Annotated in this window: 10 protein-coding genes; 4 read left to right on the top strand and 6 right to left on the bottom strand. The window is 73.1% G+C overall.

Annotated features, from left to right (window positions below; translation table 11 throughout):
• Nucleotides 1–9: 9 nt before the first annotated feature.
• From Athai_RS18440 to Athai_RS18460, 5 genes are all read right to left on the bottom strand, one after another.
• Nucleotides 10–1,332, bottom strand: a complete 1,323-nt coding sequence (locus Athai_RS18440; protein WP_203962633.1) for a sulfatase family protein — start codon at nt 1,330–1,332, stop codon at nt 10–12.
• Between the two features lie 6 nt (nt 1,333–1,338).
• The gene (locus tag Athai_RS18445) at nt 1,339–2,187 is read right to left on the bottom strand and encodes a carbohydrate ABC transporter permease (RefSeq protein ID WP_203962634.1); all 849 of its coding nucleotides are present in this window, start codon (nt 2,185–2,187) and stop codon (nt 1,339–1,341) included.
• Nucleotides 2,174–3,082 carry a carbohydrate ABC transporter permease gene (locus Athai_RS18450; RefSeq protein WP_203962635.1) on the bottom strand — a complete coding sequence of 303 codons (909 nt, stop codon included), beginning with the start codon at nt 3,080–3,082 and terminating at the stop codon, nt 2,174–2,176. The genes Athai_RS18445 and Athai_RS18450 overlap by 14 nt, the downstream gene beginning before the upstream one ends.
• Before the next feature lie 3 nt (nt 3,083–3,085).
• The gene (locus Athai_RS18455; RefSeq protein ID WP_203962636.1) at nt 3,086–4,417 is read right to left on the bottom strand and encodes an extracellular solute-binding protein; all 1,332 of its coding nucleotides are present in this window, start codon (nt 4,415–4,417) and stop codon (nt 3,086–3,088) included.
• A 106-nt stretch (nt 4,418–4,523) separates the two neighbouring features.
• Nucleotides 4,524–5,588 carry a LacI family DNA-binding transcriptional regulator gene (locus Athai_RS18460; RefSeq protein WP_203962637.1) on the bottom strand — a complete coding sequence of 355 codons (1,065 nt, stop codon included), beginning with the start codon at nt 5,586–5,588 and terminating at the stop codon, nt 4,524–4,526.
• A 144-nt stretch (nt 5,589–5,732) separates the two neighbouring features.
• On the opposite strand from Athai_RS18460, the gene Athai_RS35310 reads away from it, so the two are divergent.
• Together Athai_RS35310 and Athai_RS18470 are read left to right on the top strand one after the other, a co-directional pair.
• Nucleotides 5,733–7,787, top strand: coding sequence for an Hsp70 family protein (locus Athai_RS35310; RefSeq protein WP_203962638.1), 2,055 nt, complete (start codon nt 5,733–5,735; stop codon nt 7,785–7,787).
• A 139-nt stretch (nt 7,788–7,926) separates the two neighbouring features.
• A complete protein-coding gene (locus Athai_RS18470; protein ID WP_203962639.1) occupies nt 7,927–8,925 on the top strand; it encodes an aldo/keto reductase family protein in 999 nt (332 codons plus the stop codon).
• Between the two features lie 83 nt (nt 8,926–9,008).
• Here Athai_RS18470 and Athai_RS18475 read toward each other — a convergent pair whose 3' ends face one another.
• Complete coding sequence (locus tag Athai_RS18475) at nt 9,009–9,212, bottom strand: hypothetical protein (protein WP_203962640.1); 204 nt, start codon at nt 9,210–9,212, stop codon at nt 9,009–9,011.
• Between the two features lie 130 nt (nt 9,213–9,342).
• Between Athai_RS18475 and Athai_RS18480 the strand changes: the two genes are divergently transcribed.
• Nucleotides 9,343–11,298: a bifunctional adenosylcobinamide kinase/adenosylcobinamide-phosphate guanylyltransferase gene (locus tag Athai_RS18480; protein ID WP_239157023.1), complete on the top strand. Its 1,956-nt coding sequence runs from the start codon at nt 9,343–9,345 to the stop codon at nt 11,296–11,298.
• Entirely contained in the window at nt 11,291–12,118 is an 828-nt protein-coding gene (locus Athai_RS18485) for an adenosylcobinamide-GDP ribazoletransferase (protein WP_203962642.1), read from the top strand. The genes Athai_RS18480 and Athai_RS18485 overlap by 8 nt, the downstream gene beginning before the upstream one ends.
• Nucleotides 12,119–12,233 lie beyond the last annotated feature (115 nt).

The raw sequence follows: 12,233 nt of genomic DNA on the forward strand, positions 1-12,233 counted from the left end.
GTGCCGGCGTCAGAGGGGGGTGGCGCGGCGTTGGCCGGCGGAGCGCGGCGCCGCGGGTTCGATCGTCGCGGCGGCCTCACCGGCGGCGGCGAGGCGGGCGAGCAGGCGGTCGCGGAGCTGGTCGGCGACCTCGCGGTGCGACGCCAGGCCGGCCAGATTGGCCAGCTGGTGCGGGTCGGAGACGTTGTCGTACAGGACGTCCTCGACGTAGCGGGTGGCGGCCGGGTCCTGCCAGCCGTCCGCGTCCGGCGCGGTCACCGCGTACGTGTAGTCCCGGGTCCGGATCGCCCGGCCCACCTGCGACTCGGAGATCTGCACGTACACCTCCTCGGGCCAGTCGGTGGCGCCGCGCACCGCGTCCCGCACCGATCGGCCGGGCAGGTCGTCGTGCGGCAGGCCGGCCGCGTCCAGCAGGGTCGGCGCCACGTCCAGCAGGCTGACCAGCTCCGGCCGGCGACCGCCACCGGCGAAGCCGGGACCGTGGAACGCCAGCGGGATCCGGATCGACGCGTCGTGCGCGGACCGCTTGTACTCGCCGTTGCGGGTCTTGAAGTGGCAGCCGTGGTCGGTGGTGTAGCAGACCACGGTGTCGTCGAGCCGGCCGAGGCTGCGCAGCGCGTCCAGCAGCCGGCCGAACCCCTCGTCGACCCGCTTCACCATCCCCCAGTAGCCACCCAGGTGCTGCTGGGTGGAGCCGCCGAGCGCGGCCAGATCCGGCGGCACCCACCGGTTCTCGTACCGCTCCCGGTAGCCGTCCGGGGCCGGGTAGGCGTCCCGGCTGTTCTGGTGGTGCGGCTCGATCACCGACACGAACAGCAGGAACGGCCTGTCGTGCGGCCGGGACAGCCAGCGGATCGCGGCATCCACGAAGGCGTCCGACCGGTACCCGGGCAGCTCGTGCAGGACCCCGTCACCGTCGTACAGCTTCGCGTCGTAGGCGTCCGACATCAGCTCGACCGCGTCCGCGGCGAACCAGTCCTGGTACCCGCCGCGCAGTTCCGGCGGCACCGGCTCGTCGTCCATCTCGGCCAGGTGCCACTTGCCGATGTACGCGGTCTGGTACCCGCCGGCGGCGAACCGGCGGGCGATCGTGTCGGCGTCGGCGGGCAGTGGGATCCCGTTGCGGTACACCCCGGTGTCGGTCGGCCACCGACCGGTCTGCAGGCACGCCCGGGTCGGCGCGCACACCGGCTGGTTGGTGAACGCGTACTCGCAGAAGGTGCCGCGCTCGGCGAACCGGTCGAGGTTGGGGGTCAGCTGCAGCGGGTTGCCGTGCAGTCCCATCGTGTCCCACCGCTGCTGGTCGGTCAGGAACACCACGACGTTGGTCATCGAGCCTCACTTCAGTCCGGTCAGGGCGACACCGCGGACCAGGTATCGCTGGGTGAAGAAGAACAGCACCGCGGTCGGTACGAACAGCACCACGGCGCCGGCCGCGGTCAGGTTCCACTGGGTGAAGAACTCCTGGTTGAACATCGTCAGCCCGACCGGCATCGTGCGCATGTCCGTGGTGGAGGTGGCAAGCAGCGGCCAGAGGAAGTTGTTCCACTGGAACACGAAGGTGAACAGCGCCAGCACCGCGAGGGCCGGCTTCGCCTGCGGCAGGATGATTCTGAAGAAGATGCGCAGCTCGCCGGCGCCGTCGGCCCGGCCGGCGTCGATCAGCTCGTCCGGCAACGCGGCGAGGAACTGCCGCATCAGGAAGATGCCGTACGCGTCGCACAGGAACGGCACCACCAACCCCTGGTAGCTGTTGAGCCAGCCCAGCTGCGAGAACAGCACGTACACCGGGATCATCCGGACGAAGAACGGCACCATCAGGGTGGCCAGCACCGCGATGAACAGCGTCCGCTTGAACGGGAACGAGAACTTCGCGAACGCGTACCCGGCGAGCGGGTCGAGGATCAGGTGCGCGACGGTGATGGTGCCGGCCATCACGATGCTGTTGACGAAGAACCGCGCGTAGGGCACCTGGTCGAACAGCCGCTGGTAGTTGTCGAAGTGCGGGTGCGCCGGCCACAGCACCGGGTTGCCGGCCAGGATCTCGCCGTCGGACTGCAACGACAGGGAGATCATGTACGCCAGCGGGATCACCGTCAGCAGGCACACCACCAGTACCAGCGCGTAGCCGACGCCGCGGGCACCGGGGAACAGCCGGTCGTTGCGGTTGCGCTCAGGACTCGCCACGTTGACCCACCTTGAGCTGGATGAGCGACAGCACCAGGATCACGATCAGCAGCAGGTAGGACAGCGCCGAGGCGTACCCGAAGTCGCGGAAGCCGAACGCGGTCTTCCACACCTGGTACACGTACAGGTCGCTGGCGTTGTCCGGGCCGCCCTGGGTGACCAGGTAGGGCAGCGCGAACTCCTGCATCGCCGAGATGACGCCGATCACCGACACGAACAGCGTGGTCGGCGCGAGCAGCGGCAGCGTCACGTGCCGGAACCGGCGCCACACCGACGCGCCGTCCACCTCCGCCGCCTCGTAGTACAGCCCCGGGATGCCCTGCAGACCGGCCAGGAACAGCACCGTGGTGTAGCCGACCTGCTGCCAGATCGCGATCGCCACCAGGGTGGCCAGCGGATGCTCGGCCAGCAGGTTCTGGGTGGGCAGGCCGACGCTGTGCAGCGCCCGGTTGAGCACCCCGGTGTCCGGGTCGAGGATGTTGCGCCACAGCAGACCGACGATCGCGATCGAGGTCAGGTACGGCACCAGCAGGATGCCGCGGAACACCGACCGGCCACGCATCCGCTGGTTCAGGATGACCGCGAGCACCAGGCCGAGCACGATCGCGCCGACCACCACACCCAGCCCGTACTGCACGGTCACCCAGAACGCGTGCCGCGCCACCGGATCACCGAACGCCTTGGTGTAGTTGCCGAACCCGGCGTACACGTCGGCCCGCGGCCCGGTGAACACGCTGGTGTACAGCTCCCGGAACAGCGGGTAGAAGAACAGCAGCGCAAAGAACAGCAGCGCCGGGGCGAGGAAGGCGAGCGCGGTGCGGGCCTGCCGGCGGCGCATCGGCGCCCGCCGCCGGACCGGTGCCACGGCGGCGGCGCGCTCGACGGTGGCGACCACGGTTCAGCCCCCGACCAGCGTGGTGGCGCGGGACCGGAAGTTGCGCACCGCCTCGGCCGGGTCGCCGTTCTTGACGATCGTCGACTGGTACGCCGAGCGCAGCGTGTCGTCCAGCTGCGCCGCCTTGCCGGTGGCGTCGATGCCGTTCGGCCAGCTCTGCCCGTACCCGAGGGCCCGCGCCACCGCACCGATCTGCTTGTCGTCCTGCACCCAGCTCTGCTTCGCCCAGCTCTTGCGCGGCATCGTCACCCCGGTCTCCTTGGTGACCGCGTTCTCCACGCTCAGCGCGGTGAGCCGCTTGATCAGATCCCAGGCCAGGTCCTTGTGCTTGGCCTTGGCCGGGATGAACACCCCGCTGCCGGCGAAGTTGGTGGCCCGGACCTGGTGCTTGAGCGGCAGCGCCAGCCCGTAGTCCAGGTCCGGCGCGGTCTTCTTGATCGGGACGAAGTCCCAGGGCCCGCTGAGCATCATCGCGGCACGCTTGGCCACGAACAGCTTCTCCGGCCCCTCGTAGTCGGCGGTCGCCGACGGCGCCGGCGACACCTTGTACTTGTAGATCAGATCGTGCTGGAAGCGCATCGCCTCGATCGCCTGCGGCACCGGTGTCATGACCTTCTTGGTGTCGGGGTCCCAGTAGTGCACGCCGTTCTGCAGCATCCACGGCGACAGGTAGCCCGGGTCGGAGTTGATCGCCACGCCGTACCGGTCGCCCTTGGTCAGCTTGCGCGCCACCGCGAGGAACTCGTCCCAGTCCGCCGGTGGCTTGTCGATGCCGGCGGCGGCGAACATGGCCTTGTTGTAGAACAGCAGGTTGCAGGTCAGGTGCAGCGGTACGCCGTAGGTCTTGCCCTGGTAGCGCACGTTGCGCAGCGAGTTGGCCTGCCAGTCGTTCGGGAAGCCGACCTGCTCGCCGTCCTTGGCGATGTAGTCGTCCAGGGCCAGCGCGTCGCCGGTCGCCGCGTAGGACAGCGGCCAGCCGCTGCCGTCGTCCTCGACCAGGTCGGCCACCTGCCCGGACTGCATGTCCGCGGCGAGCTTGGTCTGCAGGTCCGGCCACTGGAACTTCTGCCAGTTCACCGTGATGCCGTGGTCGGACTCGAACTTCTTGATCAGCTTCTCGTACGCGGCGTAGCCGTGCCCGGCGTTCCAGTACAGCGTGAACGTCTTGTCGTCGCTGCCGCCGCCCGCGCTCGGCGCGTTGCCGCCGCACCCGGCCAGCGCGCCGACACCCAGCGCGGCCGCGGATCCGAACACGCCGCGACGGGTCCATCCGGTACCGGTGGTGCGGGGCCACGGTGTTGCCGGGTCCGCGGTGCGGTTCTCTCGCTCGACCATGGTGACTCCTCGTCTGTCTGGAGGTTCCGGCAGGAAGGGCTGTCGGCGCCCAACACCCTTCCGGTCAGGACCTCTGGTGGGCCGATCCGGCGTCGCCCGACGGCGCTCAGGTCGATTCGCGCACGATCAGCTGCCACGGTTGGGGTATCCGGTCGCCCGGCAGTTCGTTCGGCGCCGCGATGCGCTCGAACAGCCGGGTGACCGGGACGGTGAAGTCGAGCTTCGGCAGCCCGACGGTGGTCAGCGCCGGCCGGATGGCCGACCCCTCGGTACCGTTGCCGATGCCGGCGATCGCGAGGTCGCCCGGCACCGAGGCGCCCAGGTCGCGGGCGGCCCAGATGGCGTCGATCGCGCCCCGGTCGGAGGCGGAGATCAGCGCCGTCGGCGGCCGGTCGGCGCGCAGCAACCGCTGCGTCTCGACGTACGCGCGTTCCCGCACGTCCGCGCCCGGCACCACCAGGCGCGGGTCCAGCGGTACCCCGGCCGCGGCGAGCGCCGCCGCGACCATCCGGTACTTCAGCGACTGCACCTCGTCGTCCGGCGCGGCGAGTTCCACGTCGTGGGCGAGGTAGCCGATCCGGGTGTGGCCCCGGCCGAGCAGGTGCCGCACCAGGTCGGTCAGCGCGGCCCGCTGGGCCAGGTCGACCACGTCGAACCCGGCCGGCTCCAGCGCGTCGTGGAAGACCACCAGCGACAGGCCGCTCGCGGCGAGCCGGCGCAGCTCGTCCGGCTCGATCAGGGTGCCGTTCGCGACGATCGCCCCGTCCACGTACCGCTCCCGCAGCACCCGCAGCGCCGACGGCTGCGGCCGGGACGCCGCCGCCGGCTCGGTCGGCGGGCTGGACGGCAACGGCAGCGCGATCATCGAGTAGCCGGAGGTCGCACCGATCGTCTGCACCTGCTCGGCGAGCCGCTCGACCCACGGGTTGTCCGGCATCCGGTAGACCACGCAGACCAGTTCGGTGCGCCGCCGCCGCAGCGACCGGCCCGAGTGGTTGAGCCGGTAGCCGAGCTGCTCGACCGCCCGCAGCACCCGGTCCCGGGTCTCCGGGGTCACCGGCGTGGCACGGTCCCGCCGGCCGCTGAGGATGTACGAGACCGTCGCGGTGGAGACACCGGCCGCGGCGGCCACGTCGCGCTGGGTGGGCGCACGGCCCGCGTTTTCCGGCATCGCACCCCCTCGGCCCGTCGGTCCGCGATGGCTGGTTACACGATTACCCACGCGAGGTGGCGAAGTCAATACCATACCTTTCCTGTAGGAAAAGAACCTCCCGCGCGGCGCTCGACCCTTGCCGTGATCGACTAGCCTCCAACCGTGACGGTTCGGGCGCTGGCGGTCGATTTCGGGACGTCGAACACGGTTGCGGTCACCCGGGACTCCGATGGCCGGGCCACCGAGGTGCTGTTCGACGGCTCGCCGCTGCTGCCGTCGGCCGTCTTCGCGGCGCCCGACGGCGAGCTGCTCACCGGCCGCGACGCGATGCACTCGATGCGGCTCGCGCCCGAGCGGTTCGAGCCGAACCCGAAACTGCGGGTCGACGACGGCACGGTGCTGCTCGGCGACACCGAGGTGACGGTCGAGCGACTGTTCGCCGCCGTCCTGCGCCGGGTGGCCGACGAGGCGCACTGGCACGGGCACGGCCCGGTGGTGCTGACACATCCCGCCGGCTGGGGGCCGCGCCGGCAGGCGGTGCTGGTCGCCGCGGCCGACCGGGCCGGCCTGCCCAACGCCCGGCTCGTCGCCGAACCGGTGGCCGCCGCACACCACCTGACCCGCACCGCCGCCGCGCCCGGCCGCGCCGTCGTCTACGACCTGGGCGCCGGTACCGCCGACGTGTCGGTGGTGGCCGACGGCACGGTGCTGGCCGCGGAGGGGCTGCCGGACGCCGGTGGGCTCGACGTCGACACCGCGATCGTCGGATACCTGGAGGCCACCTACCGGGATCGCGACCCGGCCGGCTGGGACCGGCTGCGCCGGCCGGCCACGGCCGCCGATCGCCGGACCTGGCGGCAGCTTGCCGAGGATGTCCGCACCGCCAAGGAGATGCTGTCCCGCACCGCCCAGACGTTCGTCCACATCCCGCTGCTCGGCATCGACGCACCGCTGGGTCGCGACGAGCTGGAGCGAATCGCCACGCCGTTGCTGCTGCGGACCATCGAGGTCGCGACCGGCGCCCTCACCGCAGCCGGCGTGCCGATCCCGCCGCCGAGCCCGGTGCTGCTGGTCGGTGGGGCCAGCCGGATGCCGCTGGTGGCCACCCTGCTGCACCGGCACCTGAAGGTCGCACCGACCCTCGCCGACCGCCCCGACCTCGCCGTGGCCCTCGGCGCTCTCCTCCTCGCCGACTCCGCCGCCACGGCCGCTCCCGTCCCGGTGGCCGGTCGGCTGCCCGACCCACCACCGGCCAGTCCGGCGGCGCCGTCGACGCCAGCCCCGCCGGCAACTCCGACGCTCGCCACGGCACCGGCACCGGCACCGGCCCACGGTGGTGCCGCCGAGGGCACCGAGGTGGCGATGCCGGCGCTGGGCGAGTCGGTCACCGAAGGCACCGTCACCCGATGGCTCAAGCAGGTCGGCGAGTCCGTCGAGGTGGACGAACCACTGCTGGAAGTGTCCACCGACAAGGTCGACACCGAGATCCCCTCACCGGCCGCCGGCACCGTCCTGGACATCAAGGTCCAACAGGACCAGACCGCCGGCGTCGGCACCGTGCTGGCGATCGTCGGATCCGGCTCGCCCGCCGCGGCGCGGGCCGGCGCCGGCGAACCGGCCCCGACCAACGAGCCGGGCGAGACCGCGGGCAGTGCGGACAAGCCCCGCCCGGACCCGGTCACGTACACCAAGAAGCGGCACAAGCAGGCGATCGACGCCGGCAGCAAGGGCAGCAGCGTCTCCGTGGTGGTGCTCGTCTTCCTGTGGCTGTTCCCGCTGATCAGCAACCAGCTGGACGAGTACCACGGGGCGAAGTTCACGCACAACGTCTTCGCCTCGGCGATCATCATGTGCGCGGCGGCGGTGCTGGCCGCGGTGGTGTCCTTCTTCCGGCCGGTCAGCGCGCTCACGGTCGGGCCCGACGCGCTGCGGCTGGAACGACGACACATCTCCGGTGCGGTGGTCACCATCACGGTGCCGCGGCACAGCATCGAACGGATCGGCATCAGCACCAGCGCGCCGAAGAACAGGCTCGTGGTGTGGTGCCGCGACGGCCACACCCCGGACGGGTTCGCTCGGCTCGACACCCGGCCCGGCGGCGGCTCGCTGCTGTGCAACCTGAACGACGTGACCAAGGCCGACGACCGGACGGTCGAGATCCACCGGATCGGGTCGGCGATCGAGGCCCTCGCCGGTGCCGCCTACGCGGAGATCTGAGCGGCGCCCACCGGCGGCGGGGCCTTGGCGCCCCGGCATCATACGACGGGCATCGAACCAAGCGGGGTGCGGCGCCGCCGCGGATGGGACCGGTCACGACGGCCCGAGCCGGCGGTACCGCGGCGATAGGGTCGGGTTCATGGAGTTCCGACACCTTGGCCGATCCGGCCTGATCGTTTCCGAGATCTCGTACGGCAACTGGCTCACGCACGGCTCCCAGGTCGAGGAGGACGCCGCCCTCGCCTGCGTGCGGGCCGCGCTCGACGAGGGCATCACCACCTTCGACACCGCCGACGTCTACGCCGGTACCCGGGCCGAGACGGTGCTCGGCAAGGCGCTCGCCGGTGAGCGCCGGGAGGGGCTGGAGATCTTCACCAAGGTCTACTGGCCCACCGGCCCCGGCAAGAACGACCGCGGGCTGTCCCGCAAGCACATCCTGGAGTCGATCGAGGGTTCGCTGCGCCGGCTCGGCACCGACCACGTCGACCTGTACCAGGCGCACCGGTACGACTACGACACGCCGCTGGAAGAGACCATGACCGCGTTCGCCGACGTGGTGCGGTCCGGCAAGGCGCTCTACATCGGCGTCTCGGAGTGGCGGGCCGAGGAGATCCGTGCCGCCGCGAAGCTCGCCGCCGAGCTGCGCATCCCGCTGGTGTCCAACCAGCCGCAGTACAACGCGATCTGGCGGGTGATCGAGTCCGAGGTGGTGCCGACCTGCGAGGACCTCGGGCTCAGCCAGGTCGTCTTCTCCCCGATCGCGCAGGGCGTGCTGACCGGCAAGTACAAGGTGGGGCAGCAGCCGCCGGCCGGCTCCCGGGCAACCGACGACAAGGGCGGGAAGAACATGATCTCCCGCTGGATGCGCGACGACGTGCTGTCCCGCGTCGCGCAGCTGGAGCCGGTCGCGGCCGAGGCCGGGCTCAGCCTGGCCCAGCTCGCGGTCGCCTGGGTGCTGCAGAACCCCAACGTGGCCAGCGCGATCGTCGGCGCCTCGCGGCCCGAGCAGGTGCGGGACAACGTCAAGGCGGCCGGCGTCACCCTGGACAAGGGCCTGCTCGCCAAGATCGACGAGATCCTCGACCCGGTCATCGAGCGCGACCCGGCCAAGACCCAGAGCCCGGCGTCCCGGCCCTGATCACCAGCCTTACCACCGGCTGACTGCGCCGCCGGGCCGGGAACCCGGCGGCGCAGCCGGCGACGAGGCGTCGCCCGGCACCGTCAGCTGGCGGTGGTCGGGCGCAGGCTCATCTCGTACTCCAGGCGGTCGTCCTCGACAAGCCGGACCGTGACGACGCCCTGCTCGGACAGCTCGCGCCAGCACTGGCCGAGCCACGACTCGGCGTCCGACTGGCTGCCGAAGACCTCACCGGGGCCTTCGGCCGGCTCGCCGGCCTGGTCCAGGTATCGCCACATCCATGCCATCGGTCACACTCCTCGCCGCTGGACTGCCGCCGGGTTGCCGCCGGAATCTCCGGTAAGAGTACGGTCCCGCGGCGATGTCGGTGGCGGCCCGGCGCGCGCCGGCAGCCATTCATGGGCCAAGATGTCTCCCGTGACGACCGAGCAGCGGGTACTGGTACTGGGCGGGATCAGCTCCGGCAAGTCGAGCCTGGCCGAGCGAATGCTGGCGGAAGCACCGGGTGAGCGGCGCTACCTGGCCACCGGCCGGGACAATCCCGACGACCCGGACTGGCAGCGCCGGATCGCCGCGCACCGTGAACGCCGCGGCGACGACTGGCTGACCGTCGACTGCTCGACCGGGCCGGACGCCCTGATCGAGGCGCTCGCCGCCGCACCGGCGGGTGCCGCGGTGCTGGTCGACGACCTGGGCGGGTGGGCCGGCCTGCTGCTGGAGGCGGCCGGCGTGGTCGACGACGAGCCGGCGAAACCGAAACGCGCCACCAAGCGCACCTCCGCCGCCACCCGCAAACGCGGCGCCGCCAGCGCCCGCACCACCAGCGCGCGCGCCGCCACCGAGCCGCCGACCGGTGCGGCCGAAGCGGCCGCGGCGGGTGACAGCGCGCCGACGGGTACCGATGCCGCGGGCGCACCGTCCGACGACGCGGCGAGCGAGTCCGGCTCGCCCGCCACGGCGGGTGAGCGGGGCGCCGCGCCCGCAGCCGAGCCCGCCGACGGCGCTCCGGCCGGCGCGACCGACGGCGCCGAGCTGCTGGCGACCGCGCCGGCGCGGCTGGCCGCGGCGGTCGCGGCGAGCCCCGCCGGAACCGTCGTACTGGTCAGCCCCGAGGTCGGGCTGTCGGTGGTGCCGGCGACGCGGTCCGGGCGGCGGTTCGCCGACCTGCTCGGCGCGATCAACCGGGCGGTGGCCGACGGCAGCGACCGGGTCGCGTTGGTCGTCGCCGGCCGCACCCTCTGGTTGCCCGCCGACGGCGAGGCGACCGTGCCGGCTGCCGCGGCACCCGCCGTGACCCGGCAGCCGCCGGCCGAGGCGGTGCCGGCGCCGATGGACGCCGCGGAGCCCGTCGACGTCGGACCGGCCGAACCGGACGACGACATCATCGGTATCCGGCCACCGGACCGCATCGCGATCAACGCCGCCGAGGCGCGGCTGACCGCGCTGGCCAGCGGCGGAGCCGGCCTCGGCGCGCTGACCGAGCCGGTCGCCTGGGCGCTCGGCGCCGGCGATCTGGCCGGCGAGTGGGAATCGATCCGGGTGCTGCTGGTGGGCGCCGACCACGACGGCGGCGCCAGGGCCGGCGACCCGCCGGCGGCCAGCGCGATCGAGCGGGTGCAGGCCGGTACCGCGCCGCTCGCCCGCCTCGCCGACCGCCTCGGCGCCACGGTCGTCGTCGCAGACCTGGCCGAGGCCGGGGGCGCCGCGGCGGTCGAGCCGATGGAGACCGCCGACGTGCTCACCGCCGAGCAGGTCGACGCCGCGTTCGAGCTGGGCCGCTCGCTCGCCGAGCGGGCCGCGGACGAGGGCGTGCAACTGCTCGTACCGGCGGCGTGCGGCGCCGGCGTGCAGGCGGTGTCGGCGGCGGTGCTCGCCGCGGCCACCGGCAACGAGCCGGCGAGCCTGATCGGCCGGGTGGTGGGCGAGGCCGGCCGGGTCGACGACGCCGCCTGGATCGACCGCTGCGTGGCGGCCCGGGACGCACTGCACCGGGTCCGGCTGCGGTCCCGGGACAGCCGGTCGCTGCTGGCCATGCTCGGCGGGCCGGACCTCGCGGCGCTGACCGGGCTGATCATCGGCGCGGCGGTCCGGCACCTGCCGGTGTTGGTCGACAACCCGGCGACGGCGACCGCGATGGTGCTGGCGCGCGACATCGCGCCGAGCTCGCCGTGGTGGTGCCTGATCCCCGACCACGGCCGCGCGCCCGCGGTGCGTACCGTCGCCGACCTGCTCGGCTTCGACACCGTGCTGGACCTCGGGCTGGGCCTGGGCGACGGCTGCACGGCGCTGACCGCGGTCGGGGTGCTGCAGCCGGCGCTCGCGCTCGCCGCCAGCCTGCGCGGCTCGGACGCCGGCGAACCGGTACATGCCTGACCCGATCCAGCACGACCCGGACCCGGCGGCCGGTCGGCCACCGGAGCCGGCCGGCCCGGTCCGCGGCTGGGTCGCCGCGGCGCGGCTGTCGGTCAGCACGTTCACGGTGCTGCCGGTACCGGTCGGCCGGGTGGACCGGGCGACCGCCCGCGGCGCGATGGTGCTCGCGCCGGCGGTGGGCGCGGCGATCGGTGCGGTACTGGCCGGGATCGCGGTCCTGTTGCGGTCGGCCGGCGCGCCGCTCGGGGTGCTCGCGGTGGCGGTGGTGCTCGGCGCCGTCCTGGTGACCCGCGCCCTGCATCTCGACGGGTTGGCCGACACCGTCGATGCGCTCGGCTCCTACACCGACCGGGAGCGGGCGCTTGCCATCATGAAACGCTCCGACATCGGCCCGTTCGGCGTCGTGGCGCTGGTACTCGCGCTCGCCGCGCAGGTCGCCGCGGTGGTCGCGGTGGGCGCGCGGCCGGCGCTCGCGCTGCTGGCCACGCTGGTGGTCGCGGCCGGTACCGGCCGGCTCGCGGTGACGCTCGCCTGCCGTCGCGGCGTCCCGGCCGCCCGGCCGGACGGCCTCGGCGCGCTGGTCGCCGGCACCGTACCGGGATGGCTGGTGGTGGCCGCGGCGGTCCCGCTGGCCGCGATCGGGCTGTTCGCCGACCCGGCCCGGCCGTGGCTCGGACCGGTCGCGGTGCTGCTGGGCCTGGCCGCCGCGCTGCTGCTGGTCCGGCACGTCACCCGCCGCCTCGGCGGCGTCACCGGCGACGTCCTCGGCGCCTGCGTCGAGCTGGCCGGCACCTTCACCCTCACCGTCCTCAGCTGCTGAGCGATCGACCGCAGTTGCCGAGCGGTCGAGACCACCGAAGGCACCGAGCCACCGACGCCGCCGGGCCGCCGCACTGCCGAGCGGTCGAGCCGTCGACACTCGCTGGCCGGTGGGT

The sequence above is a fragment of the Actinocatenispora thailandica genome (genome assembly GCF_016865425.1).
GTDB lineage: Bacteria > Actinomycetota > Actinomycetes > Mycobacteriales > Micromonosporaceae > Actinocatenispora > Actinocatenispora thailandica.

Coding starts and splice junctions, on each gene's coding strand:
- Athai_RS18460 (WP_203962637.1), bottom strand. CDS start 5,588: ATGCCGGAAAACGCGGGCCGTGCGCCCACCCAGCGCGACGTGGCCGCC.
- Athai_RS18440 (WP_203962633.1), bottom strand. CDS start 1,332: ATGACCAACGTCGTGGTGTTCCTGACCGACCAGCAGCGGTGGGACACG.
- Athai_RS18455 (WP_203962636.1), bottom strand. CDS start 4,417: ATGGTCGAGCGAGAGAACCGCACCGCGGACCCGGCAACACCGTGGCCC.
- Athai_RS18470 (WP_203962639.1), top strand. CDS start 7,927: ATGGAGTTCCGACACCTTGGCCGATCCGGCCTGATCGTTTCCGAGATC.
- Athai_RS18485 (WP_203962642.1), top strand. CDS start 11,291: ATGCCTGACCCGATCCAGCACGACCCGGACCCGGCGGCCGGTCGGCCA.
- Athai_RS18475 (WP_203962640.1), bottom strand. CDS start 9,212: ATGGCATGGATGTGGCGATACCTGGACCAGGCCGGCGAGCCGGCCGAA.